The following is a 26,173-nucleotide window of genomic DNA, read 5'->3' as shown; positions in this document are numbered from 1 at the left end:
GACATCTCAGGTCTTCCTGGCTTTCACCCGGCCATGGTTGGGTGTAGCAGAGGAACGTACCGCGCAAACCTGGCAGGGCGATATCCGCCTTTAGGATGACTTTGCCGACCGAGCGGCGTGTCGCCAACTGTGTGCCGTGTGGTGTGGGTGGGTGAGGAGAGGATCAGGGCATGGACCGCGACCAGGCCAGGAAGATGAAGGAACAGCTCGCAGCCTTCGCCCGAGAGCTAGCCGAGAAGCACGGAGTCGTGGCAACACCGCGGTCACTGGGCGGGCAGACGGTGTCGGAGGCCGCCGATCTCGTCCGCGCCCCCACCCTCGCCCTCGGCCTGGTGCCCCAGCCGGAGGGCGGCTTCGGCATCGCCGTCCGCTACCGGCTCGGCGTACCGAGGGCCCGCTCGATAGTGCGCAAGATCTCAGCAGAGGTCGGGCCCGACGTCGACGTCCGGCGCACCGGGCGCATCCGTCCCGTGAGCGAGCTGGGACCGCGGCCGCCCGCGCCGACGTCACAGGCCGACGGCGAGACGGACCGGCGCCGCCCGCTCCGGCCGGGCATCTCCATCGGCCACGTGGGCGTCACCGCGGGCACGCTCGGCGCGTTCGTGACCCGCGCGAGCTCCGGAGGGGACGGCGGCAGCAACGGTTCCGGCAGCGGTGACCTGTACGCGCTCTCGAACTATCACGTCCTGGCCGGCTCTCGTCAGGCCCGGCCCGGCGACGTCGTCCTGCAGCCCGGACCGGCCGACGGCGGGCTCGCGCCGGGTGACCGGATCGGTGAGCTGACGCAGGTGGTAGACCTCGAGGTCATCGAGCCGGCGTACACGGATGCCGCGATCGCCCGCCTCGACCGGGTCCCGATCGACCTCGAGTACCCCGTCGGGCGGGTGGTGAAGACCGCACGCGCACTCGGCGGTGAGGTGGTCGGCAAGGTGGGCCGCACGACGTCGATCACGCGCGGACGGGTCACCGCCATCGAGCTCGACGACGTCGTCGTGGGCTACGAGGATCTCGGGGCGCTCAGCTTCGACGACCAGATCGAGATCGAGAGCCTGGACGACGGGCCGTTCTCGCGGGGCGGGGACTCGGGTGCGCTCGTGTACCGGGAGGACGGCGTGGCGCTCGGCCTCCTGTTCGCCGGGTCGGAGTCCGGTGGGCGCAGCGGCAAGGGACTCACCTACGCCAACCCGATCGACCAGGTGCTCGACATCCTCGGCATCGAGCTGGCCGGCGAGCCCGCGCACCCGTTCGGGTGAGCTACGGCACGTCCGCGGACCATCTGCACCCGTCCTCGGATGGTTTCGACCGGTTTGGACGCCGTATGTACCAATTCGGGTGACGTTCGGTCTGCGCACCAGCGTTTCCAGCGTCGGGCGTGTCGGGATCGGCGGTCAGGAGCATGGGCGCGTCCCTGCGGCGTGTCGCCGTCCGCCAACTCGCTGACCTGCGGAATCGCACCGGGTCGCACGGAGGCTCGTTCGGCCGCTCCCGAACCCCGTGCAAGGGGTAGACACGGGGGACACAATGGATGACCAGGAGGTGATCGGGATGGCAACACTCGACGAGGCTCGGTCGGCAAAAGCCGCATTGCGGGAAAAAGTGACCGGGCTCGACGGTGTGATCGGAGTTGGCGTCGCCCCTGAGTTCACGACGTCTCTCGGGCAGCCCCCGCGCGAGTACCCGGCGCGCAAGCATGCGGAGCCCGACACGTCCGGTGGTTCGCCGGTCGAGGTGCTCGCCGAGGAAGTCTCGGTGGAGCAGGTGACAGGCCCCGGCGGAAGCTGGGTGCTCCAGGTCAACGTGACAGATCCCGGCCTCGTGGACAAGGTGCCCGAGGAGATCAACGACGTGGCCGTGCGCGTACGCGTGCTCGGCGCGGTCCGGGCGGGCTGAGAGCAGCACCGAGGTCGAGAGCAACACCGAGGCAGAGCGCCTGAACGGCGCTCCGCCCGAGTCTGCCCGGTGCGGGCCTGAGCCCCGCCTCGGTCGTGCCTCGGCTCAGCCGAGCGTCGTCGGCAGCTCCGGCTTCTCGCCGAGCACCTGCTCCGCGAGGAACGCCGACACCACCTGGTACCAGACCTTGGCGTTCTGCGGCGTGAGGATCCAGTGGTTCTCGTCCGGGAAGTACAGGAACCGGTGCGCGGTCTCGCCGTCGTCGGACGCCGGGAGGCCGGACTTGGTCAGCAGCTCGAACCACAGCCGCAGGCCCTCGCCGATCGGGACGCGATAGTCCTTGTCGCCGTGGATCACGAGCATCGGGGTGCGGATCTCGCCAACGGCCAGGTGTGGGCTGTTCTCGAGCGCCATCTCCGGCGTCATCTCGCGGGCCCAGTAGAAACCGGCGTCGGTGGTGGGGCCGAACTGGTCCAGTGCCCACAGGCTCGCGTGCGTGACGACTGCCCTGAAGCGGTCGGTGTGGCCGGCCACCCAGTTGGCCATGTAGCCGCCGAACGAGCCGCCCATGGCCGCCGTCCGGGTCTCGTCGACCTCGGGCAGCGCCTCGGCGGCGTCGGTGATCGCCATGAGGTCCGTGAACGGGGACCCGCCCCAGGCGCCCCAGCCACGCTGGACGAACTCCTGGCCGTACCCGGTCGACAGCGCCGGGTCCGGTAGCAGCACCGCGTACCCCTGGGCGACCATCAGCCAGGGGTTCCAGCGCCAGCTCCAGGCGCTCCAGGAGCTCAGCGGGCCGCCGTGGATCCACAGCAGGAGCGGTGCCTTGGCCTCCGGGGTCTCGACAGGCGGGTCCTGAAGGGCGACCACCGAGTGCGGCAGCGCCAGCCAGGCACGCACGCGCGTCCCGTCCTCGGTCGTGGTCTCGATCTCGGTGAGGCGGCCCGGCAGCGCGGGAGCGGGCGCCGGCGAGCGCAGGAGGGTCGCCGCGAGCGGCGTCCGCTCCCCTGGCGTGCCGGAGGCGAGGAACGCCCCCAGATCGATCCGCACGGGCTCGGCCGGGGCCGCGTAGGAGGTGCGCAGCGCGAACACCGTGGCCCCGTCGGACGTGACGCCGAGGTCGGAGAAGGACGCGTCGTCGACGGTCAGCTTCTCGACGACCACATCGCTACCCGGGAGCGCCCCTGAGAACGTGAGCAGGAAGACGGGGCCGCGGCCGTCGTCGTCGGCCTGGACCAGGAGGCCGCTGCCGTCCGGGAGCCAGGTGGGGCGGCCGGGCCAGCGGTCCCAGTCGTCGGCGAGGACGACGGGCTCCGCCGAGCCGTCGGTCGGCACCAGGGCGAGGCGGACCACCGGGGCCTCGTCCGGGGACGATATGGACTCGGTCACGTAGGCGACCCAGGCGCCGTCGGGCGAGATGCGGGGGCCGCCGGCGTCGGCGTCCGGGTCGTCCACGAGCACCCGGCGGTCGCCGGTCGCCGTGTCGACGACGACGAGGGTCGTGCGGACGGCGGCGCCGGGGTCAGGCACGGCCCAGGTCGCCACGAGCGTGGTGCCGTCGGCGGACAGGTCCGCCGAGTGCTCCTCGAGGTGCCGGCCGGCGCCCGTGAGGTCGCGCAGATCGAGGTGCTTGCCCGACGGCAGGGGCTCCTCGTCCCGGGTCTCGCCCTCGGCGGACGTGGCGCCGGGCAGGGGCGACGCCGGCTCGTCGGCGAGCGTCGCGAGGTCGCCCGCGAAGCGTCGGGTCTGGTCGGGCCCCAGATCGTGGTCCCAGAGCCGGACGGGATAGCCGGTGTGCAGGATTGCGGAGACCTTCTGATCCTTGCGGGCCTTGCGCAGCTCGGTGTCCTGCGCCAGGTCCTTCGCGGAGGGCAGGACGGCGGCGGCGACGCTCACCGTGTCGGCGTCACGCGCGGTGAGTGCGCCGAAGACGCCACCTGGCGGGGCCGCGATCACGCGGGCCTCACCGCCGTGCGCGGGCAGGAGCCACAGGGCGGACGTCGGTTCGGCCGACGAGCCTGCCGCGGCCCCGTCCGGGTCGGGTCGGGCCGAGGTGAACAGCAGGTCGCCGGAGCGGGTGAAGACGGCGGACGACTCGCCCTTCGCCGAACGGGTGAGGCGTCGGGCGGGGACTTCGCCCGCCGGGTCCACCTCCCACAGTGCTGTGCGGTAACCGGTGCGCTCGTCGTCGAGCGTCTGGACTCCTGCGACGAGGCGGGTTCCGTCCTGGCTGGCCGTGAGGCCGGTGAGGCGCGGGATCGCGACGTAGTGGTCGAGGTCGTGGAACGGGGTCTGCGGAGATTCGCTCACCGGACACGTCTATCACGCGCATCCTCGGTCGTGGGCGCGATTTTTGCGGGTTCGTGCCCGTTCGAGGCGCAGCGATCGCGCCCACGGCAAAGGAGGGGGTCAGGGATCGTTGCGGTGCGTTGCCTGGGCGGCCTTCTTCGCCAGCATCTCGTTGTAGGCCTCGAGCTCGGCGTCGCCGTCCCGTTCCGCCTTGCGGTCGGTCCGCTTGGCCTCGCGCGCGTCGGACCGCGCCCAGGAGAACGCCACGCCGACGGCGAGCAGCAGCGTCGGCAGCTCACCGATACCCCATGCGACGCCGCCGCCCTTCTGCTGGTCCTCGATGGCGCTCGGCCCCCATGCCCTGCCCATGAGGCCGAACCAGTCGGGCAGGAGCAGCGCGGTGCCCGACATCAGGGTCACGCCGAAGAAGGCGTGGAACGCCATGGTCGCGAACAGCAGCACGAGCCGCAGGGGGTAGCTGGGTCGGGATGGCCCTGGATCGATACCGATCAGCGCGTTCGCGAAGAGGTACCCGACGAGCGTGAAGTGGGCGACCATCCACACGTGCCCCGCGTAGGTGGACATGGCGAACGAGAACAGTGGCGTGAAGTAGAAGACGATCATCCCGCCGGCGAACAGGACGGCGGCGACGACCGGGTTCGCCATGAACCGGCCCACGGTGGAGTGCACGAGGACCAGTACCCACTCGCGCGGACCGCGTGAGCCGTCCTTGCGTGCCGGGACGGCCCGCATGAGCAGCGTGACGGGCGCTGCCAGGACGAGGAACAGGGGCACCACCATCGCCAGGACCATGTGCTGCACCATGTGGGCGCTGAACAGGACGTGCCCGTAGGCGGCCGCGCCGCCGTTGGTGGCCCAGAAGAGGACCACCATGCCGAGGCACCAGGAGACGGTGCGGCCGACGGGCCACCCGTCCCCCCGCTGCCGCAGCCGCAGCGCCCACCGCACGTAGACGAGCACGGCGGCCGCGCAGGCGAACGCGAGAAGGACGTCCCACTGGAACTCGGTGAGCCAGCGGAGCACCGTTGGCTCGGGTGGCAGGGGGTGACCGGTGACGAGCTCGGCCGGGGTCGGGTCGACTATCGCTTCGTCGGGCACGGGCGGTGCCGTGGAGCCGAGCGCTACCGCGACGCCGGACACGGCGCCCATCACCCCGATCTCCACGGCGGCGAGCCGCCAGAACAACCCGATCGCAGCGTTCCTGGTGGCGGTCCCGGCGGTGAGCCGGGCGACGACCGTGCTGCGGTGCAGCCAGCCCAGGCCGCCCAGGACGATCAGCAGCACGACCTTGACCACCAGGAGGACCCCGTAGTCGGTGCTCAGCCCGTCCAGCGAACCGATCCGGACCCATGCGCTGACCAGGCCCGAGATCGCCACGGCGGCGAAGCACCAGAACGCGATCTCGGAGTAGCGCCGGATGATGTCGGCGGTGGCGGCGTGCCGGACGCCGATGAAGACGATGGCACCCAGCCCGCCGATCCAGAGGGCAGCGCCGCCGAGGTGCAGGAACAGCGCGGAGACCGCGACGTCGTGGCTGGCGGCGCCGGCGGCGTGGCCCGTCGAGGACTGCATGGCGAGGGCGGCCAGCGGCAGCGCGATGGTGCACAGGGCGCCCACCGGGCCGCGGACCAGGAGCGCGACCGCAGCCGTGACCGCGGCGACGATCACGATGGCCAGGTAGGTGCGCCCGACGGGGATCGTCGAGATGTACTCCATGAGCGCGGGGCCGAAGCCCTGCGCGTCCAGCGGCAGGTACGTGGACCACGAGAACCGCAGCACGAGCTGCACCAGCCCCGCGAGGGTCCAGAGGCCCGCGGAGACACCGGCGACCCCGAGGGCACGGTCGACGAGCGGCCCGCGGGGCAGCACGCAGGCCGCCAGCGCGAGGGAGCCGATGGTCACGGCGACGGACAGCTCGGTGACGACCGTCGCGACGGGCATGCCCCAGCGCACGAGGGCACCCGGGTCGGCGAAGTTGGCGAACGCGGTGAAGGCGCCGGAGAACGTGCCTGCCGCGAAGAGGGCTGCGAGCGCCACGAGGCCTGCTGCCGGCAGCGCGGCGGCGAGCCACGACGGGCTCGTCGGGCCGCTCGTGGTGCTCGTCGTCCGTGCGGTCCTGCTGGCGCTGTTCCGGGCGTCGGTCGGGGTCACACGGTCCAGCCTATGCGCGCTCCGAAGCGGTGCGGACCGTTCGCTGGTGTCCGGTTGACCACCCTACGAACGCCCCGGAACCGGGCATTTCGACGAAGTTTTGGAAAAGTTCGGTCCGATTATGAACCAAACCCAACCCTTCGGCCCTCTTCTGCGTTGTGACCAGTGTGGACCTCGCGAACATCATCACCGAGACCGACGACTCCGTGCCGTGCTCGGACCAGCCCGAGCTCTGGTTCGCGGAACATCCCGCGGACCTCGAGGAGGCCAAACGCGCGTGCGCCGTCTGCCCGCTCAAGGCGCAGTGCCTCGCGGGCGCTCTCGCGCGCCGCGAGCCGTGGGGCGTCTGGGGCGGTGAGATCGTCGTGGACGGCACCGTGCGGAGCCGCAAGCGCCGTCGCGGCCGGCCGCGGTCGATCGGGGGCATGCGCGTGGCGTGAGCCGCGTGACCACGAGACGTTGCCCGAGGCACGGCGGCCCGAGTCCAGTCGCCGTGAGACGCCGGAGCAGTGCGCTCTCCGCACCGAGGATCTCCCAGACGGATCCGGACGAGCGCACTGCCCCGGTAGCAGGACGAGCCGGTAGCAGGACGTGTCAGGCCCCCAGGTCACCGTGGTGACCTGGGGGCCTGACACTTTGTCCGTCAGCCCCAGACGAGGCCGTGCGCCGGCTCCTCGAGCACACGCGCGACGTCCTTGATGAACCTCGCACCCAGCTCGCCGTCGGCCAGCCTGTGGTCGAAGCTGAAGCTCAGCTGCGTGACCCACCGCGGCTTCACCTTGCCCTTGTGCACCCAGGGCTGCTTGCGGATCGCGCCGAAGGCGAGTATCCCCGCCTCTCCCGGGTTAAGGATGGGCGTACCCGTGTCGATGCCGAAGACGCCCAGGTTGGTGATCGTGATGGTGCCGTCGGACATGTCCGTGACGGACGTGCGCCCGGCCCGTGCGGTCGCCGTCAGCCCGACGAGCGCCTTCGCGAGGCCGAGCAGGTCGAGCGTGTGCGCGTCCTTGATGTTCGGCACCACGAGCCCCCGGGGCGTCGCCGCGGCGATGCCCAGGTTCACGTAGTGCTTGTAGACGATCTCCTGCGCCGCGTCGTCCCATGAGGCGTTGATCTGCGGGTGCCGCTTCACCGCGAGCAGGATCGCCTTGGCTGCGATGAGCAGCGGCGTCACCTTGACGTCCGCGAAGTCGCGGTCCTCCCTGAGGTTCGCCACGAGCTTCATCGTCTTGGTGACGTCCACGGAGTGCAGCACGGTCACGTGCGGTGCCGTGAACGCGCTGGCCACCATGGCCTCGGCGGTGCGCTTGCGCACCGACCGCACCGGGACGCGCGTCTGGCGCCCGTCCGGCGAGACCACGCCCGAGGCGAGCCACGGCTCGTCGTCCGGGTAGTGGGTCAGCGTCCGCACCGACGAGCGCTCGGCGTGGGAGACCACGTCCTCGCGCGTGACGATGCCGCCAGGACCCGACGCGTGCACACCCGCCAGGTCCACCCCAAGGTCCTTGGCGAGCTTGCGGACCGGCGGCTTCGCCAGGACCCGAGCTCGTGCGGCCGTGGTGGTACCGGTGTCCGACGCCGGCGCGGCCGCCGGGACCGGTGCCGGCGTCTGGGCGGGTGCTCGGGCAGGTACCTGGGCAGGTGCCTGGGCGGGGGCAGCGGGGGCCTTGGTGGCGACTGCCGTGGCAGCGGCCCCGCCGGACCCGGCAGGCCCGGCCGCCGGAGCAGGCTCGGCCGCCGCGGCCGGCGCCGACGTCGGCGCGGCAGCCGAGGCCACCTGGTGCCGCCGACGCCGTCCGCTGGCCTTCGCCTCGGCCGTGCCGTAGCCGACGAGCACGGACCCGGAGCTCTCGTCCTGAGCGCCCTCGCCCGCGGGAGCGCCGCCGGAACCGGCGTCCGGGCCTGCCTCCGAGACGGTGCCGTTCGGGGTCGACCCGGCCGGACCACCGGCGCCGTCGGACACGGTGATCTCGATGATCGGGGTGCCGACGTCGACGGTGGTACCCGGCTCGACGAGCAGGGCGGCGACCGTACCGGTCCATGGTGACGGCAGGTCGACGAGCGACTTCGCCGTCTCGATCTCGACGATCGTCTGGTTCACCTCGACCGTGTCGCCGACGGCGACCTGCCACTCGACGATCTCGGCCTCGGTGAGGCCCTCTCCGACGTCGGGGAGCGGGAACCTCTGGTTCTTCAAGCTCACTCTCGACCCACACTCCTTTTTTCCATGCGGCTGATCCGTGACTCGTTCACTGGTCGGTCGCGGCTCAGTGCGCGAAGGCACGATCGACGGCGTCGAGCACACGGTCCACGCTCGGCAGGTACTCGTGCTCGTGCTTAGCCACGGGGTACGGGGTGTGGAAGCCGCCCACGCGGAGCACGGGCGCCTCGAGAGCGTAGAAGCACTCCTCGGTGACGCGAGCGGCGATCTCAGCCCCCGCGCCGAAGAACACCGGGGCCTCGTGGATCACCACGCAGCGTCCGGTCTTGCGCACGCTCGCCACCACGGCGGCGGTGTCGATCGGCGAGATCGCACGCAGATCGAGCACCTCGGCCGAGCGGCCCTCCTCGGCGAGCGCGTCGGCGGTCTTGACGGCGGTCGCGACGGACGGCCCGTACGCGACGAGCGTGACGTCGGTGCCCTGGCGGACCACGTGGGCCGCGTTGAGCGTGTCCGTGCCGATCGCGGTGTCCAGGTCGACCGAGCCCTTGCCCCAGTAGCGGCTCTTCGGCTCGAAGTACAGCACCGGGTCCGGGGAGGCGATGGCCTCCTGGATCATCGTGTAGGCGTCCTGCGGGTTGCTCGGCGAGACCACGCGAAGACCCGCGGTGTGCGCGAACAGCGCCTCCGGGCTCTCCCCGTGGTGCTCGACGCCGCCGATGCCGCCGCCGTACGGGACGCGGATCACGACCGGCATCTGGATCGCGCCGCGCGTGCGGTTGTGGATCTTCGACAGCTGGGTGGTGATCTGGTTGAACGCCGGGAAGATGAACCCGTCGAACTGGATCTCGCAGACCGGCCGGTAACCGCGCATGGCCAGGCCGATGGCGGTGCCGACGATGCCGGACTCCGCCAGGGGTGTGTCCACCACCCGCTGCTCGCCGAACTCTGCCTGCAGACCGTCGGTCACCCGGAAGACGCCGCCCAGCGGGCCGATGTCCTCACCCATGAGCATGACCTTGTCGTCGTGCCGCATCGCGGCGCGCAGGCCCTCGTTGATGGCCTTGCCAAGCGTGAGCGTCTTGGTGCCGGACGCGTCGGAGTCGCTGGATGTGGTGTGCGTACGTTCCGCCATGGTTGTCATCGTGCGCCTCCCTGCGCTGAGTCCGCGATCGCATACTGCGATGCCGGCGGGTCACCGGCGTCGTAGGCCTCGTACCAGGCACGTTCCGCAGCGACGTTGCCGTGGGGCGTGGCGTACACGTCGTCGAACGTGCTCGCCACGGCCGAACCGCCGTCGAGGGCACGGACGCCGGTGCGCAGCGCGGCGCCCAGCTCGTCACCCGCTGCCTTGATCTCGGCCTCGAAGTCCGCGTCGAGCGCGTTCTCCGCCCGCAGCAGTGCGGCAAGGCGGTCGATCGGGTCACGGCGTCGCCACTGCTCCTCCTCGTCGGAGGTGCGGTACCGCGTCGGGTCGTCCGACGTCGTGTGGGCGCCCATGCGGTAGGTGAACGCCTCGATGAAGCTGGGGCCCTGGCCGAGCCGGGCCCGCTCGAGCGCTTCCTGGGTCGCGGCGTACACGGCGAGCACGTCGTTGCCGTCGACCCGCAGGCTCGGCAGGCCGAAGGCCTCGCCCCGCTTGTACAGCGGGGCCTTCGTCTGCCGGGTGGTCGGCTCGGAGATGGCCCACTGGTTGTTCTGCAGGAAGAACACGACGGGTGCGTCGTTGACGGCGGCGTAGACCATCGCCTCGTTGACGTCGCCCTGCGAGGTGGCGCCGTCGCCGAAGTAGGTGACCACCGCGGTGCCGTCGTGCTTGTCGTGCGGGGTGCCGTCACGCTGGACGCCCATGGCGTAGCCGGTGGCGTGCAGGGTGTGCGCGCCGATGACGATGGTGTAGACGGCCGTGTTGCTCTCGTTCGGGTTCCATCCACCGTGGTCGGAACCGCGGAAGAACCGCAGCCGGTCGACAGGGTCCAGGCCACGGACCTGGAGGACGCCGTGCTCCCGGTACGACGGGAAGACGTAGTCCTGCGGTCGCAGGGCGTAGGCGCTGCCGACCTGCGCGGCCTCCTGGCCACGAGCCGGCGCGAACAGGGCGAGCTCGCCCTGTCGCTGGAGCGAGGTTGCCTCGTCGTCGAAACGGCGAGTGAGGACCATGTCGCGATACATGCCACGAAGGTCTTCCGTGGTCAGGGCAGCGGCTCGGTCACGATATCCCTTGGTACCGCGCGTCGTGACGCGGTTCCCTTGGGGATCGAGTAGCTGCAACGTCGGGATCGCCTCGTTGGAGCCGTTGGTCGTAGTCACGCTTCCTCCTTCAACTGCGGACGCGAGCGCCCGCTGTTGCGGAGACGCCCGGTCCGTTCCGGGGACCTTTCCATCCTGGCACGGGTCCAGCCGGAAATTTAGCCGATCCGCAACCTACGCTGTCGTAGCCTACGCAACCGTAGGCTACGCAACCGTAGGTAGGCCTGTCGGATGTCCCCCAATGTCTCGGGGGACCGTTTGTCGGATTCCACCAAGCCGCGCGACGGAGTCTCGGCGAGCAGCCCTCTGCGGCGCCTGCGTCTCGCCCGGGCTGGCCGGGTGGGCCGGCGGGGTGGTCGGCAAAACGTCAGGTGATCGGCAGCCCGGGCTACCGATCACCTGACGTTCTACCGACCACTCTCAGCGCCAGGCCGACGCGACCCGCAGGAACGCGTCGTTCGCCTCGGGGTCGCCGATGCTCACGCGGATCCCATGGCCGGCGAACGGGCGCACCAGGACGCCTGCGTCCTTCGCCGCGGCTGCACGATCCATGGTCGGCTCGCCCAGGTCGAACCACACGAAGTTCGCGTGGGTCTCCGGCAGCACCCAGCCCTGCCCGCGCAGGCTCTCGACGACGCGGTCGCGCTCGCCGACCAGTGCCTCGACACGCTCCGCCAGCTGGCTCTGCGCCTCCGGTTCCAGCGTCGCCAGCGCGGCCGCCTGCGCCACGAGCGAGACGCCGAACGGCGTGGACACGCTGCGGATCCCCGCGGCCAGCCGCGGCTCGGCGATCGCATAGCCGATGCGGAGCCCCGCCAGGCCGTGCGCCTTGGACAGGGTGCGCAGCAGCAGCACGTTCGTGTGGCGGGTGAACATGTCGATGCCGTTCGGCGCCTCGGGGTCGCGCACGAACTCGAGGTATGCCTCGTCCAGCACGGCGAGCACATCCTTCGGCACCGCGGCCAGGAACGTCTCGAGCTCTCCCACGTGCACGGCAGGGCCGGTCGGGTTGTTGGGCGAGCAGACCAGCACCACACGGGTACGTGGCGTGATCGCCGCCGCCATCGCGGGCAGGTCTAGCCGGCCGGTGCCCTCCTCGAGCGGCACGGTCACGGCCCTGCCACCCGACACCGCCGCCGCGATGGGGTAGGCCTCGAACGAGCGCCACGGGAACACGATCTCGTCCCCGTGGTCGACGACCGCGTTCAGGACGTGCGACAGCAGCGCCACCGAGCCGTTGCCGACCACCACGTTCTCGGCTGCCACACCACTGTGCGCGGCAAGCTCGCCGACGAGCTCGTCGGCGTAGAGGTCGGGATACCGGTTGACCTCAGCGGCGGCGCGGGTGATCGCGGCCTGGACCGAAGGCAGCGGCGCGTAGGGGTTCTCGTTCGACGAGAGCTTCCACGCCGGGGCGCTGGACCCGGCACGCGCGCCGGGCACGTAGGCGGGCAGGGCCGACACGGCAGGGCGGAGCGGTACGAATGCGTCTTCCACGGGGGTCAGCATGCCACGATGAACGGATGAAGCTCGTGGCGCGCATCCTCATCACCGCACTCGCGATCGGGCTGTCGGCCCTGATCCTCGGCTCCCACATGGACATCGTCAGCAACGGCACCACGCTCGGCACGATCCTCGCCACCGTGGTGGTCGCAGTGATCTACGGCCTGGTCCACATGATCGTGAAGCCGATCGTCCAGCTCATCTCCCTGCCGCTCTACATCCTCACCCTCGGCCTGGTGTCGGTCTTGGTCAACGCGCTCATGCTGTGGATCACGACGCTCATCACCAACCAGTCCTGGTTCTCGGACCAGCCCAACTGGGGGCTTGAGGTGACCGGCGGCTTCTGGTGGTTCGTGCTCGCGGCGCTCGTGATCTCGGTGGTGCAGACCATCCTGCTGGCGATCCTGCCCAACAAGGTCTCGGACTGAACCAGGGACGTACCGCGGGACGCCGGCCGGACGAGGTCAACCGCCGGACCGCTCGGCCCGATAGAACGTGGTGCTCACCACCTCTCCGTCCAGCTGCGGGCTGATCCGGTCTGCGACGTCGGTGACCCGGGGGTCGCCGACACCGAGCGCGAGGTCGAGCGTGCGCACGTGCGTGGCGACGGCGTGCGCCTGCACCACGCTGCCCGACGCCGCGCGGTCGGCAGCGGAGGCCGAGTCCCCCAGCGACCGGACCACCGTTACCCGGTCCCGGGTGCGGGGATTCTCCGACGCGGACCGGCCGTCGGCGTGCGAGACGATCTCCTCCGGCGTCTCCAGGTGCAGCACCGGGACTCCGGTCGGTGTGGTGAGCTGACCTGTCGGTGACCCGGCGGTGATGAGCCCGCCGACCCGGTAGCGTTCCGCGAAGCCTGCGCGGGACACCAGCGCGGCCGCGGCGATCCCGCCCAGGCTGTGCCCGACGAAGGTGACTGGCTCCGCAGGTCCGACGCCGGAGTCCGTGAGCGCACGCTCGACGGCAGCGGTCGCACCGTCTGCCTGGCCCGCTACGAGCTCGACGTCGGTCCGGCCGTCCCAGGGGTGCTCCGCCGGGAGCGCCGACTGGGTACCGGGAATCAGCACCGTCCAGGACACCGCGCCGTCGGCCCCTGTCACCTTCTGGAGCGCCACCGTGCCTGCGGGTGCGCCGCCCTGTTCGGGGTAGAGGCTGTCGATCCGGCTCAGTGCTTCCTGGACTGACCGCGCTCCGCTGTCGGACCACGCCGGCACCGCACCGTCCGCGAAGTCCTCGGCACCGATCCGCGTGACCCGCACCCCGTTGTCGTCGTTCCCGAGCACCGGCAGCTCACGAGCCACGTGCGCCAGCACGCCGGCCCCGCCGGCGACGCCGGAGCGCCCCTGCGCCAGCCGGGGCTGGGCCAGGGCGACGCCGCTGCCCATGCCGGTGAGGACCTCGTCAGAGAACGGGGCGAGACCCCTCGTCGCCGTGGCCCCGAGCTGCCCGGTGACCGTCCGCGAGGCGCCGCCCGAGAGGAGCCCGCCGACCACGTGTCCCGCCATCCCCGCACCGCCCACGACACCGACTCCTGCGAGGCCTGCCCAGCCCAGGCCACCGAACGCCGCACCCGCACCGAAGGAACCGGCGGTGACCAGCGCACCGACGACCCGCTGCGCCGTCGACTCCGCCTCGAGGTAGAGGCCTGCCGCCCGGAGCAGGCGCCAGCCCAGCAGGTCGCACCGGTCGGCGGACGCGACGAGGCAGCGTGCGGCTTCCTCGGCAGCGGCTTCGAGTGCGCGAGCACGGGCCATCGCCTCTCCCACCGCCTCGACGGGTAGCCACCGGGTCGCCTCGGCGGGACCCGCTCCGGGCGCGACGAGGTCGCCGCTGACCCCCAGGCAGCGCACGGCCGCCGCCCGCAGGTCGTCTGCGGCGCGGGTGGCGAGCGCCGCCGCCCGCCGCACGGAGTCCAGGTCGACGACCGATGGTCCCGCCCCGCCGTACACGGTCACGGTGTCCACCGGCGCGAGCGGCGCGTCCGGAGGGCTCACCACGGCCGGCCACCGTCCGGGTACGGAACGGCAGCGCTCCGTGCCTGCTCCGGCCTGTCGGAGTGCCCGAAGCTCATCGCCTGGCACGCACGCGCCTGCCGCACCGTAGCGTCGAGCAGCTCTCGGTCCCGGACGAGTGCCTGCAGCGTCTCGGCGACCGCTGCGCGGTACAGCGCCGCCGCACGGGCCTCCCACTCGACGTCACCGGACGCCCGCAGCCCGTCGATCGCTCGCTCCACCAGCCCGACCGCCTCGGCGAGCGCCGACGTCGGGCCGGCTCCCCACCTGTCGTGGCCCGGCACGGGTGACCACCCGTCGTTCATGGACGCGCTCCGTACATCGACACTCCCTGCCTCCACGTGCACCGAGCCGGTCGGCTCTTCCGCAGACGTTACGGAGCGGCCGGGGGCTCGCGTCGGGCCGGCCGGGCCACCTGTTCACAAGTGGCCGAAGATCGGAGGTGTGGTCGGGCTCGGGCCCGCTGAACGTGGTCGGGAGGGCCGTTCGCGCGACGGAGGCACGCGCACGGCCGGTGGGCCGGCGCCCTGCCCCGGACCGTGGTCAAGGGCAGGGCGCCGGTACCTGCTACAGGCACATCTCGGTGCGACCGGCCTCGACGGTGGCCCGGTGCGCGGCGCCCCGCTCCGGGAAGACCTGGAGCCGAACCTGGTCCTCGGCGTTGATCTCGAAGCAGGCGCCGTCGGCGGACCACGTGAAGTCACGCACCACGACCCGGCCGCCGACGGCCTGGAACACCCTGCGGCCGTCCTGTCGCAGCTCGGTGCGCTCGGGGCTGACCGTCGCGGCGTACCGGTGCCCGTGCACGCGGACGTCATCGACGGCGTTCCGGCCCTCCAGGTCCCACGACCCGAACGTGACCGAGCCGGGCTCGCCCCACGGGTCCTCCGCGACGAGCTCGTGCACCGCCATCAGCGGCATCACGTTCGACCAGGTGTAGTAGCGCCACGCGCTGTCGACCGCCGACGCGCTGATCGCCTGGCCCGGCTCGGGGTCGAAGTACTCGGGGAACCAGCTGTTCTTGTCCCAGCTGTCGAGCCACATCCGCGTGCTCTTCGACGCGAGCTCGCCTGCCGCCGCGTCGAGCCCGTACCGCTTGACGCCGTCGTACACGGTCGCGTTCATCGGCGGCCACACGGCACCACGCCACTGCTCGCAGGAGTTCTCGTCGCCCCACGCGAGGTAGTACCGGTAGTGCTCGGAGTCGTTCGGCTGGTCCAGGCCGTTCGCGCAGTACTCGGGGTCGGACCGGCTGATGCTCGGTATGCCGTACTCGCCGCCGAACTTCTCCGGGTCGAGCAGGTTCTCGTCGACGGTCCGCTGGGCCCGCTCCGGCGTCGCCACTCCGCCGAAGAGCGGGTAGAAGACCGTGGGCGTGACGACCTTGCCCCAGGTCCCGTCGAGGTGCCGGTCGAGGTACATGCTCTCCTCGTCGTTCCACAGCCTCTCGTTGACGGCTTCCTTCACCGTGCCGAAGACCGCGCGGAAGCGCTCTTCGTCCGCAGGCCGGTCGAGCACGTCGGCGAGCTCGGCCAGCGATTCCGCCATCAGCGCGTAGTAGGACGTCAGCGCGACGTCGGTGAGGTCGGTGTTGTCACGCTCGTCGCCGCTCCCGCGGTCCTTCGGGATGCGGTTGGCGGCCTGGTAGACCGGTAGGTCGTCGAGCCCGAGGTGGTTCCCGACCTTGCTCGCGTCGGCGTCGTACGGAGCTTCGAGGAGCCCGTCACCGTTCACGTCCCACTCGGGCAGCTTGTCGAAGAAGTCCACCAGGGCGGGATAGGCCTGCTCGACGAGCTCCCGGTCCCCGGTCGCCGCATGGATCCGCTTGACCGCGTACGCGTGCATCGGTCCGGAGTGGAGCTGGTCGTAGCGGGGCCCGCCGACGTCGAACAGGTCTCGCTCGTGCTCACGGGCCAGCCCAGGATCGACCGTGAGCGCGATGATGGCGTCCCACGCCGAGTCCCAGCCGGTGAAGATGGTGTCGTTCTCGGCGCCACCACGACCCCAGCCCCAGACGAGGAAGCTCCGCTGGAACGTCTCGTCGTAGTTGGCGTTGAGGGCGATGGCGGAGCGCATCACCGTCGCCGCTCTGCCCGCCGGTCCCGCACCGCTGAGCGTGCCCACGTCCGCGCGCGCCTCCGCGCGGTCGAGGATCGCGAGGATCTCGCGCTCACCGGTCTTCGCGGTCCCGGCGGTCTCCACCGGAGCTCCGGACACGGTCGAGGTGAACGTGATGGTCTCGTTCGCGTCCAGCGTGTAGCGCAGGGCAGCGGCCGCCTGGCCGGGTGCTCCCTGCTCACCTTCCATCGCCGCGACCAGGTCTTCCTCCGACGCGTACGACGCGCCGCTGTCCGGGCGCGCCGTCGGAGTGAGCGCGAAGTGACCGGTCTCCTCCGGGTCCTCCACTCCGGCGCCGCTGGCGCGGATCCCCTGGTCGGTGACCTGGTAGGTCCCCGGCTCGTCCCAGGGCGGGGCGGCCTCGAGGAAGACCGTCGTGTCGTCGGCCGACGCCGTCACAGCACCCACCAGGACGTTGGGCGCCGTCCGCGCAAACCGGATCCGGATCGTCTGCTTGTCGCGCTGCGTCTGTTCGTAGCGCGCCTCCATCACCGGGAGCAGCTCGCGCGCCTCGGCCACCTGGTCGGCGGACCAGTCGTCGGGGTGGTCGAGGATCTCCCGCAGGGCCCCGAGCTGCTCGGGGGTGATCTTCCGGTCGTCGCTGCCGACCTGGACCTCGTAGTACGAACCGTCGACGGTCGCCGGGCCGACGTCCGCGACGTACGGGACCAGCCCCTGGTTCTCCCGGATGAGGCGGTTGCCGCTCGTCAGCAGGTTCACCCGCATGGTGAACCTGCTCTCCCCCTCGCCGACGAACAGCGCGCCGTTGTCGTCACGCTCCGTGTAACCCGGCATGGCGAACGGGCGCTCGAGCCCACCCGCGCTGTCCTCGGTATCCGGCGCGGCGACCTGGCCATCCGCCGAGAACGCCAAGGACGCCACCGACGCCACCGACGCCACCGATACGAAAGCTGCCCCTACGACGAGTGGTCCTCGGCGCGCGAGCCGGACCACGCCATTGTGATCTGCCATCTGTTGTTCCTCCCATGAATGTGAGCGCTAACACCATGACGGGAACGAGCGTAACGTAACATGTATCATATGACAACGGTTCCTTTCCCGGCGCTCCGCAGGCCCCGACCAGGCGGTCCCGCGCTCGTCGGCGGGTGGCGAGCCCGTCGTGGGAGAATGGAGCACGTGCCTGAGACGACCGCGCCCGCCGCCAGCCCTGCCAGCCCCGTCACCCGCGTCACGTTGGCGGAGGTGAGCCCGGCCATCGCGCTCGGGCCGCTCGACGGCCGGTACCGCAAGGCGGTCGCCCCGCTCGTGGACCACCTGAGCGAGGCAGCGCTGAACCGCGAGCGCATCCACGTCGAGGTGGAGTGGCTCATCACGCTGTGCAACGGCACGTCCGGCGACCCGTCGCCCGTGGTCCCCGGCGCCCCGACGCTGTCGTCGCGGGAGATCGACTACCTCCGCGCGATCCCCGCGACGTTCGGCGCGAACGAGATCGCCGAGCTGGCCGAGATCGAGCGCGAGACGGTGCACGACGTCAAGGCGGTCGAGTACTTCATCAAGCGTCGTATCGCCGCGGCGTCCGAGGTGCTCGGCGAGACCAGCCTGCCTGCCGCGAGCGAGCTGGTGCACTTCGCCTGCACCAGCGAGGACATCAACAACCTGTCGTACGCGCTGATGGTCCGGGGCGCGGTCCGGGACGCATGGCTCCCGGCCGCGACCGCCGTCGTCGACCAGCTCGCGGACATGGCGCGCGAGCACGCGGCGGCGCCGCTGCTGAGCCGCACGCACGGGCAGCCAGCGACGCCGACCACGCTGGGCAAGGAGCTCGCCGTGCTCGCGCACCGCCTGCGCCGTCAGCTGCGGCGTATCGAGGGCGCCGAGTTCCTGGGCAAGCTGAACGGTGCCACCGGCACCTACGGCGCGCACACGGTCGCCGTCCCGTCGACGGACTGGCCCGCCGTGTCGAAGGCGTTCGTCGAGGGTCTCGGCCTGGACTGGAATCCGCTGACCACGCAGATCGAGTCGCACGACTGGCAGGCGGAGGTCTACGCCGACGTCGCCCGCTTCAACCGGATCCTGCACAACCTCGCGACCGACGTGTGGACCTACATCTCGCTCGGCTTCTTCAAGCAGATCCCGGTGGCGGGCGCCACCGGCTCGTCCACGATGCCGCACAAGGTGAACCCGATCCGGTTCGAGAACGCCGAGGCCAACCTCGAGATCTCGTGCTCGCTCCTGGATACTCTCTCGGCGACGCTCGTGACGAGCCGCCTGCAGCGCGACCTCACCGACTCGACGACGCAGCGGAACATCGGCCCGGCATTCGGGCACAGCCTGCTCGCGATCGACAACGTGGCGCGTGGCCTGGACCGGCTCGCCGTGAACGAGACGCTGCTGCGCGAGGACCTCGACGCCAACTGGGAGGTGCTGGGCGAGCCCGTCCAGTCCGCGATGCGCGCGGCTTCGGTCGCGGGTGTGCCCGGCATGGAGAACCCGTACGAGCGCCTCAAGGACCTCACACGCGGCCAGCGCGTGGACGGCGCACGGATGCGCGAGTTCGTCGCGGGCCTCGGCCTGCCCGACGACGTCGCCGCCCGCCTCGCCGCGCTGACCCCCGCCACGTACACGGGGCTGGCCGAGCAGCTGGTGAAGGACTACCTGGAGGCCTGACTCCGCACGACGTCCCTACGATGGACCGCATGAGCCGCACCACCCCGCCGAGCACCGCGTATCTCGACCACCTCGTCGCCGAGACCGCCGGGCGGCGAGAGGCGCTGGCCGGCGCGGCCTCGACGGGCGGGCCCGGCGCCGTCGGCCGCCCTGGGACGCCTCCGTCCCACGGAGGTGCGCCCGCCGCCGTGGTCGCCGCCGTCGAGCAGGCGGCCGGGCGGCTCGAGCCGGAGCTCGCGGAGATCGTCCGGCGGCTGCACGAGCACCCCGAGCCGGCCTTCGAGGAGCACCGCAGCGTGGCGACGCTGGTCGAGGTGCTGGCCCGGCACGGCGCCGAGGCGGAGGTCGGCGTCCACGGAGTGCCGACGGCGTTCCGGGCCGACGCGGGCGACCCTGCAGGTCCCACCATCGCCGTCTGCGCCGAGTACGACGCGCTGCCCGGCATCGGGCACGCCTGCGGCCACAACGTCATCGCGGCGTCGGGGGTCGGCGCCTTTCTCGCCCTGCGCGAGGTCATGGCCTCCGCCGACGCCCCGGCGGGCCGCGTCGTGCTGCTCGGCACGCCCGCCGAGGAGGGACACAGCGGCAAGGAGGTCCTCGCCCGCAACGGGGCGCTCGACGGCATCGACGCCGCCATCATGGTGCACCCGTACGGGCTCGACGTCGCCGACCAGGTCTGGCTCGGCCGACGACTCCTTACCTGGACGTTCACCGGGCGCCCCGCGCATGCCTCGGCCCAGCCGTACATGGGCCGCAACGCGCTCGACGCCGCCAGCCTGGCCTACCAGGGCATCGGCCTGCTGCGGCAGCAGATGCCGCCGGTGGACCGGGTGCACGCGACGATCGCCGAGGGCGGCACGCGGCCGAGCATCATCACCGAGCGGGCCGTCGTCCACCTGTACGCGCGCTCCAAGTACGTGGACACCCTGCGTGACCTGTCACGCCGCCTCGACGACATCGCGCACGGTGCTGCCCGCATGACCGGCACCGACGTCGAGATCGCCTGGGACGACGGCGCCCACCCGAGCCTGCCGGTGCGCGGCAACCGGGTGCTCACCGACCGCTGGGTGGCGGCCCAGCGCCGTCGTGGCCGCGACCCGCTGCCGGCCGGTGTGCTGTCGGAGACGCTCGCGGCATCCACCGACTTCGGCAACTTCTCGTTCCGCATCCCCGGTATCCACCCGCTCGTACGAGTCTCGGAGCCGGACGTCGCGCTGCACACTGCCGAGTTCGCGGAGGCAGCGGCGACCCCGGCGGCCGTTGCCGCCGCGGTCGACAGTGCGGCCGGGCTCGCGTCGACGGCCCTGGACTACCTGTACGACGCCGACCTGCGCGCCGCCGTCCACGCGGAGTTCGCCGACGAAGGCGGCGCCGTCGACGTGCCGGCGTACTTCGTCTGACTCTGCCGACCATGCATCTGCTGCCAGTCTCCGGCCCGACCTGGCAGCAGGTACATGGTCAAAACAGGAGGCCTCCCAGCGGCGGTCAGCCCTATGGTCAGGCCATGACGACGCCGGAGACCGCCCCCATCGACACCTGGCTCGCCGTCACGCGGGAGGACGGCGAGACCGTTGGCTACCTCGAACCGCTGACCGCCGACTACGCCGACGTGATCCCGCGCAACCGCCTCGGCCATGCCGTCGGTGACGCCGTCGGTGACGCGCACGACTATCACGCGGCCGAGGAGCTGGTGCTCGATCGTGGGCTGCGCGAGCTGGCGGAGCACTGGGTACTCGACGGCGAGGGTCCTGAGCTCACGGTCATCGAGCTCTCGCCGGACGGGATCGTGCTGCGCGACGCGTTCCTGTCCAAGGCGCTGTCACCGACGAAGCGGGTGCACGTCCCGTGGCCGGACACGGCGGGCCGCCTGCGCCGGGTCTGACGCCGGTGAGGTGACGAGGGCCCGGCCCGACGGCGGGACGGGCCCAACGACTTCGGCCCGTTGCCCCGAGATCGGTCTCCTGATGGACCGATCTCAGGGCAACGGGCCGATCTCATCCGCGCCTCGGACCGCAGAGCGGGTCAGGCCGTCCGGAGCAGCTCCTGGACCCGGACCGTGCGCCGTCGCGCCACCATGGCCGTCGTCACGGCGACTCCTGCGGCACCCCACAGGGCGACCGCTGCGACGGCGGTCCCTACTCCGCCGACGCCCGGCTCGATGAGCCCCACGAGGCCGTCGAGGCCCGCGCCGACCGGCAGGAACGCCGCGAGGCCCTCGAGCAGGGCCGGCACGGTCGACACCACGCCCGTCGCGATGACGAGCACCGCGATCAGCAGGCTGATCCCGCGGCCGACATGGCCGAACGCGGCGGCCAGCGCCTGGTTGACCGCCACGAAGGCGACCGAGACCAGCGCTCCGAAGCCCATGGTCGCGATCCATCCGCCGAGGTCGAGGTCTTCGATACCGGCCAGCACCGCACCGGTCCCGAGGCCGGTGACCAGACCGACCGCCGCGGGGATCGCGAGCGTCTCGAGCGTGAGCCGCAGGGCTCCCCTGGTCGAACCGCGGGCGTGCAGCGGGACGGGAGTGAACACGATCATCAGGGCGAGCGCACCGAGCCAGAGCGCCAGGACCGCGAACATCGGGCCCGTCGCACCGGTGTCCAGGTCGGTGACCGCACCATCGGTGGCGACCGGGTCGGCCACCACGGAAGCAAGCGACTTGCGCTCCTGCTCCGTGTACGACGGGATCTCCTCGGTGGCCTGCCCCAGGCCGTCCGAGAGGTCTTCCGCACCGCCGGCCAGCTCGCCGACGCCGTCGGCCAGGCCGTCCACGCCGGTCGCGATCTGGCTGGTGCCGGTCTCCAGCTCACCGACGCCGCTGGCAATCTCGGTGGCACCGGACGCGATGCCGCCGGCTCCGCCGGAGAGCTCGCGTGCGCCGGTAGACAGCTCGGACACGCCCGCGGCAGCTTGGTCGGCACCGGTTTGTAGTTCTGTGAGCCCGTCCGAGAGCTGGTGTGCTCCGTCGGCCAGAGCGGAAGCACCGCCGGACACCTGCTCCGCGCCCACCGAAAGCTCGTTCGCACCCTGGGAGAGACCAGCGATCCCGGCCTGGAGCTCGTAGAGACCCGTGGGCTTCTTGCCGGGAGTGCCGGCGAGGCCGGCGGCACCTTCGGCGACCTGCTTGGCGCCTGCGTCAAGCTTCTTGAGCTCGGGTAGCTGTTCACACAGCGCGATGAGGCGGGGATCGACCGCGGGGACGGCGCACGCCTTCTCAAGACCGTCGACCAGCTCGGCCACGCCCCCCGAGACACCCGTGGCACCCGTCGCGAGCTGCGTCGCGGCCGCCGCGGGTCCCGGGGCCCCGGATGTGCCTTGCAGCGAGGCCGAAGTCTCCGCGAGACCGCCTGCCAGGCCCTTCACGCCGTCGGCGACGCCCGCCGTGCCGGTCGCGAGCTCATCAGCGCCCGACGCCAGGTCGGCGGCGCCCGCTGCCGACTGCCCCGCTCCGTCGGCGAGCCGGTCGACGCCTGCTGCGGCCTGGTCAGCACCCGCAGCCCACTCGCCCGCACCGGAAGCCCATTCGCCGGCACCGCCGGCGAGACTCGACACGCCGTCGCCCAGACCGGCCACGCCGGCAGAGGTCTGGTGGGCCCCGTCGGCCAGCTCCTCGGCACCCTCGCCTGCCTCCGTCGCCCCGTCGGCGAGCTGGTCCGCGCCGTCGGCGGCCTTGCCCAGCTCCTCCGAGAGAGTGGAGAAGCCGACGAGGACGTTGTCCACGTAGGTCTCGGTCAGGGTGCTGCCCAGCACTCCGGTAGCGGTCTGCGCCACCACCTGCGCGAGGGCGTCGTCGAGCACGCGGCCGTTGGCCGGCGTCGCGACATCGATCGTGGCCTGACGGGCTTCCGCCGGGTCATCGCCGCCGAACGACGTCGCAGCGGCGGAGAAGCCCTCCGGGATGGTGACGACGGCGGCGTAGGTGCCGTCGGCGAGTCCGTCGGCCGCACTCGACGCGTCGGCGATCTCCCAGTCGTAGCTCGCGTCGGAGGCCGGGACCGCCGCCGCTTCACCGGCCGCTGCGTCCGCCGTCTCGCCACCGCTCACCAGACCTGCGGCGAGCTGCCGACCCAGCGGGACCGTCTGGCCCTCGACCTCGACGGGCTCGTCCAGGTTGACGATCGCCGCCTTGACGGTGTCGAGCCGGTCCTGCGGGTTCCAGAGGGCCGAGATCAGCAGTCCTAGGATCATCAGCGGAAGGAGCGCCACTGCCACGGCGCGCCACGGGTTGCGGAACGGCTCGGGCCGCAGCCATCTCGTTGCGGTGCTCATGCCCGCACCTCCTGCTCGGTCACGTCTGCTAGCTGGTCAGGTTCTGTACTGCGGGGTTCGGTGCGGGCACCCGGGCTGACGTCCAGCACCGGCGTGCCGGACGGCGCGAGGTCGGTCGCCGCGAAGCCCGTCGAGCCGAGCAGCACCGCGATCCCGGTGCGCTGCGCGTCGGAGATGGCCTGCGCCAGCTCCCCGCGCGCCGCGAGGTCCCCCACCGTCTCGGTGGCGTCCACCACGAGCACGGCCGGCTTGTCGCGCAGCGCCCGGCGGACCGCCTCTGCGGGATGTCCTCCCTCGGCCGCCGAGTCGACGACCGCCGCCCGGTGCCGCACGGACGACGCGCGCTCGGGCAGCACCAGCCCGGCGGTCTTCGCGACTCCGCCCGTGAGGTCGAGCCGGCCGGCGACGGCCAGCAGGAACGCGCTGACCGGCGCGGTGGCGTCACCACGGACGAGCAGCGCGCCGCCGTCGGGCACCCGCACGCTCACCGGGCCGACGACCACGCCGGTCCGTCCCCGGACCTCGAGGTCGCCGGTGGCCACGGCATCGGTCGCACCGGGCTCCGGCCAGTCCCTGAGCGACAGCTCGCGGGCCAGGCCCTCGCCCTCGACGTCGAACGACGGCAGCACCCGGTCGAGCCACTTCGGCATGTACCAGGCCTTCTCGCCCAGCAGGGCGAGCACCGCCGGGACGAAGACCATGCGCACGATGAACGCGTCCACGGCCACACCGACGGCCAGGCCGAGCGCGATCGGTTTGAGGTTCATGTCGCCGTGCGGGACGAACGCCACGAAGACCGCGATCATGATGATCGCCGCGGCGGTCACGACCTTGGCCGAGCCCTGGAACCCGCTGGTGATCGCATGCTTGGCGCTGCCGCCGTGCACGTAGTCCTCGCGCATGCGGGACACGAGGAAGACCTCGTAGTCCATCGCCAGCCCGAAGAGGATGCCCATGAGCACGATCGGCATGAAGCTGATGACCGGGCCGGTGCGGGTGACGTTGAGCGCCTCCGCGAAGACGCCGTGCTCGAACACGAGCGAGACCACACCGAACGCCGCGCCGACGGAGAGCAGGTAGCCGACCGTCGCCTTGATCGGGACAGCGATCGAGCGGAACACCATCGTCAGCAGGATCAGCGACAGGCCCACGACGACGAGGGCGAACGGCAGCAGCGCGTCGCCGAGCTTGTCCGACACGTCGATGCCGACGGCCGTGAAGCCGGTGACGGACAGGTCCACTCCGTACTCGTCGAGGAAGTAGTCGTGCTGGGCCCGGATCTCGCGAACCAGGTCCTCCGTCTGGGCGGACGTCGGGCCGCCCTCGGGAACCACCTGGATGATGCCGGTGTCAGCGGACTGGTTCGGCGTCGCGAGCGGCACGTCGGCCACACCCGGCAGGTCGGCGATCTCGTCGCCGATCTGGTCCATGAGCGTCACCGGGTCGGTGCTCGTCACGATGGATCCGGTGACGATCAGCGGGCCGTTGAAGCCGTCACCGAAGTGCTCCGAGACAAGGTCGTACGTGACGCGTGCCGGGTCGTCCTCCTCCATCACGCCCGCGTCCGGGAGCGCGAGCCGCAGGTCCAGCGCCGGGTAGCTGAGCGCACCCATCGCGGCGATGACCAGCACCACGGTCAGCGCAGGGATCTTCGTCACCGTACGCACCCAGCCGGCGAAGAACCGGTTGGGCTTCGGCTCCGGCGAGGCGACGGAGGGGGCGTTTCGCCGAGTCGTCTCGGGGTCGGCGGCCGCGGCGGCGTCGGCGGCCTCGGCCTCCTTGACCGCGGCACGGCGGGCCCGTCGCGACGGCTTGGGCCGCAGCCGCTCCCCCGCGAACCCGAGCAGCGCAGGCAGCAGCGTGAGCGAGACGAGCACGGTGATGCCCACCGTCACCGCCGCCGCGACACCCATGATGGTGAGGAAGGGGATGCCCGCCACGCCCAGGCCGACGAGCGCGATCATCACGGTGAGGCCCGCGAACACGACGGCGGAACCTGCAGTCGCTGTGGCGCGTGCGATCGACTCGTGCACGGCGAGCCCGGTGCCGAGCTGCTCCCGGTGCCTGGACACGATGAACAAGGCGTAGTCGATACCGACCGCCAGGCCTAGCATCACCGCCAGCATCGGCGTCGTCGAGTTGATCGGGCCGAGCGCCGTGGCGGCGAACAGCAGCCCCATCGAGGCCCCGACGCCGAGCAGCGCGTTGATCAGGGGCAGCCCCGCGGCCACGAGCGAGCCGAGCGTCAGGACCAGCACCACGAGCGCGACCAGCAGACCGACCCCCTCGGTGAGCGTCATCTCGGGGAACTTCGACGAGAAGAGCTGACCACCCAGGTGCGCCTCGGCGCCCTCGGGCAGGGCCTCCGCGAGGGCGGCGGCCTCGACCCCCAGCGCGTCCTTGGTCTCCTCGGTGATGGAGCCCTGGTCACCGTCGAGCTGGATCGTCAGCAGCGTGGCGCGCTCGTCGTCGGACACCGATGCCGGCATCTGTTCCTCGAACGGCGACGTGACGGCGGCGACCTGCGAGACGTCGCCGATCGCCTCGACGCCGTCGGTGATGGCCGAGCGCACGGGCTCGTCCTCGATGGACCCGCCTTCGGGAGCCACCACGATCACCTGCGCCGAGGCTCCGCTGACCTCAGGGAACGTCGCCGCGAGTCGGTCGAGCGCCTCCTGGGACTCGGTGCCGGGGATGGCCACCTGGTTGTCGAGACCTTGCTGCAGCAGGCCGGCCGCGCCGCCCACGAGGACGAGCGCCACGACCCAGACGGCCACGACGAGCCGGCGGGCACGGACGGCCCAGCGGCCGAGCGAGTAGAGAACGGAGGACACGCACACTCCTGGACGAGGCGGGGTACGACAGGGGACGTTCGATG

General features: G+C 71.7%; 18 protein-coding genes. 7 read left to right on the top strand and 11 right to left on the bottom strand.

What is annotated here, in order from left to right; translation table 11 throughout:
• Nucleotides 1–170: 170 nt before the first annotated feature.
• Together AB0F40_RS15740 and AB0F40_RS15735 are read left to right on the top strand one after the other, a co-directional pair.
• Nucleotides 171–1,253, top strand: coding sequence for a hypothetical protein (locus tag AB0F40_RS15740; RefSeq protein ID WP_357469130.1), 1,083 nt, complete (start codon nucleotides 171–173; stop codon nucleotides 1,251–1,253).
• Between the two features lie 292 nt (nucleotides 1,254–1,545).
• Nucleotides 1,546–1,890 carry a hypothetical protein gene (locus AB0F40_RS15735; RefSeq protein WP_357469127.1) on the top strand — a complete coding sequence of 115 codons (345 nt, stop codon included), beginning with the start codon at nucleotides 1,546–1,548 and terminating at the stop codon, nucleotides 1,888–1,890.
• Between the two features lie 105 nt (nucleotides 1,891–1,995).
• On the opposite strand, the gene AB0F40_RS15730 is transcribed toward AB0F40_RS15735, so the two are convergent.
• Nucleotides 1,996–4,200 carry a prolyl oligopeptidase family serine peptidase gene (locus tag AB0F40_RS15730; protein ID WP_357469124.1) on the bottom strand — a complete coding sequence of 735 codons (2,205 nt, stop codon included), beginning with the start codon at nucleotides 4,198–4,200 and terminating at the stop codon, nucleotides 1,996–1,998.
• Between the two features lie 99 nt (nucleotides 4,201–4,299).
• Complete coding sequence (locus tag AB0F40_RS15725; protein WP_357469121.1) at nucleotides 4,300–6,351, bottom strand: cytochrome c oxidase assembly protein; 2,052 nt, start codon at nucleotides 6,349–6,351, stop codon at nucleotides 4,300–4,302.
• A gap of 167 nt (nucleotides 6,352–6,518) precedes the next feature.
• Here AB0F40_RS15725 and AB0F40_RS15720 point away from each other — a divergent pair, with 167 nt between their 5' ends.
• Complete coding sequence (locus tag AB0F40_RS15720) at nucleotides 6,519–6,791, top strand: WhiB family transcriptional regulator (protein ID WP_253875305.1); 273 nt, start codon at nucleotides 6,519–6,521, stop codon at nucleotides 6,789–6,791.
• Between the two features lie 203 nt (nucleotides 6,792–6,994).
• On the opposite strand, the gene AB0F40_RS15715 is transcribed toward AB0F40_RS15720, so the two are convergent.
• The 4 genes from AB0F40_RS15715 to hisC all read right to left on the bottom strand — a co-directional run bounded on the left by AB0F40_RS15715 (nucleotide 6,995) and on the right by hisC (nucleotide 12,271).
• Nucleotides 6,995–8,554, bottom strand: a complete 1,560-nt coding sequence (locus tag AB0F40_RS15715; protein WP_357469118.1) for a dihydrolipoamide acetyltransferase family protein — start codon at nucleotides 8,552–8,554, stop codon at nucleotides 6,995–6,997.
• 64 nt (nucleotides 8,555–8,618) lie between these two features.
• Entirely contained in the window at nucleotides 8,619–9,647 is a 1,029-nt protein-coding gene (locus AB0F40_RS15710) for an alpha-ketoacid dehydrogenase subunit beta (protein ID WP_357469115.1), read from the bottom strand.
• Between the two features lie 5 nt (nucleotides 9,648–9,652).
• Nucleotides 9,653–10,822 carry a pyruvate dehydrogenase (acetyl-transferring) E1 component subunit alpha gene (gene pdhA, locus AB0F40_RS15705; protein ID WP_357469112.1) on the bottom strand — a complete coding sequence of 390 codons (1,170 nt, stop codon included), beginning with the start codon at nucleotides 10,820–10,822 and terminating at the stop codon, nucleotides 9,653–9,655.
• Nucleotides 10,823–11,182: 360 nt separating this feature from the next.
• Nucleotides 11,183–12,271 (bottom strand): histidinol-phosphate transaminase, encoded by a 1,089-nt coding sequence (gene hisC / locus AB0F40_RS15700; RefSeq protein WP_357469109.1) that lies wholly within the window; start codon nucleotides 12,269–12,271, stop codon nucleotides 11,183–11,185.
• A gap of 14 nt (nucleotides 12,272–12,285) precedes the next feature.
• Between hisC and AB0F40_RS15695 the strand changes: the two genes are divergently transcribed.
• Entirely contained in the window at nucleotides 12,286–12,693 is a 408-nt protein-coding gene (locus tag AB0F40_RS15695) for a phage holin family protein (protein WP_357469107.1), read from the top strand.
• 36 nt (nucleotides 12,694–12,729) lie between these two features.
• Here AB0F40_RS15695 and AB0F40_RS15690 read toward each other — a convergent pair whose 3' ends face one another.
• The 3 genes from AB0F40_RS15690 to AB0F40_RS15680 all read right to left on the bottom strand — a co-directional run bounded on the left by AB0F40_RS15690 (nucleotide 12,730) and on the right by AB0F40_RS15680 (nucleotide 17,367).
• Entirely contained in the window at nucleotides 12,730–14,262 is a 1,533-nt protein-coding gene (locus tag AB0F40_RS15690) for a hypothetical protein (RefSeq protein WP_357469104.1), read from the bottom strand.
• Nucleotides 14,256–14,582, bottom strand: coding sequence for a hypothetical protein (locus AB0F40_RS15685; RefSeq protein WP_357469101.1), 327 nt, complete (start codon nucleotides 14,580–14,582; stop codon nucleotides 14,256–14,258). Before AB0F40_RS15685 ends, AB0F40_RS15690 begins: the two co-directional genes overlap by 7 nt.
• Nucleotides 14,583–14,844: 262 nt before the next feature.
• A complete protein-coding gene (locus AB0F40_RS15680; RefSeq protein ID WP_357469097.1) occupies nucleotides 14,845–17,367 on the bottom strand; it encodes a trehalase family glycosidase in 2,523 nt (840 codons plus the stop codon).
• Nucleotides 17,368–17,523: 156 nt separating this feature from the next.
• Between AB0F40_RS15680 and purB the strand changes: the two genes are divergently transcribed.
• The 3 genes from purB to AB0F40_RS15665 all read left to right on the top strand — a co-directional run bounded on the left by purB (nucleotide 17,524) and on the right by AB0F40_RS15665 (nucleotide 20,905).
• Nucleotides 17,524–19,023, top strand: a complete 1,500-nt coding sequence (gene purB, locus AB0F40_RS15675; RefSeq protein WP_357469095.1) for an adenylosuccinate lyase — start codon at nucleotides 17,524–17,526, stop codon at nucleotides 19,021–19,023.
• A 20-nt stretch (nucleotides 19,024–19,043) separates the two neighbouring features.
• Nucleotides 19,044–20,423, top strand: a complete 1,380-nt coding sequence (locus tag AB0F40_RS15670) for an amidohydrolase (RefSeq protein WP_357469092.1) — start codon at nucleotides 19,044–19,046, stop codon at nucleotides 20,421–20,423.
• 104 nt (nucleotides 20,424–20,527) lie between these two features.
• A complete protein-coding gene (locus AB0F40_RS15665) occupies nucleotides 20,528–20,905 on the top strand; it encodes a hypothetical protein (protein ID WP_357469090.1) in 378 nt (125 codons plus the stop codon).
• A gap of 140 nt (nucleotides 20,906–21,045) precedes the next feature.
• Here the strand turns inward: AB0F40_RS15665 and AB0F40_RS15660 are convergent, their stop codons facing one another.
• Nucleotides 21,046–23,295 carry a hypothetical protein gene (locus AB0F40_RS15660; RefSeq protein ID WP_357469088.1) on the bottom strand — a complete coding sequence of 750 codons (2,250 nt, stop codon included), beginning with the start codon at nucleotides 23,293–23,295 and terminating at the stop codon, nucleotides 21,046–21,048.
• Entirely contained in the window at nucleotides 23,292–26,129 is a 2,838-nt protein-coding gene (locus tag AB0F40_RS15655) for an MMPL family transporter (protein WP_357469086.1), read from the bottom strand. The genes AB0F40_RS15660 and AB0F40_RS15655 overlap by 4 nt, the downstream gene beginning before the upstream one ends.
• Nucleotides 26,130–26,173: the final 44 nt, after the last annotated feature.

Source organism: Promicromonospora sp. NPDC023987, assembly GCF_040639055.1.
Classification (GTDB): Bacteria; Actinomycetota; Actinomycetes; order Actinomycetales; family Cellulomonadaceae; genus Promicromonospora.
Note: the sequence above shows the minus strand (reverse complement) of the source record. Positions and strands in the feature narration are given on the sequence as shown.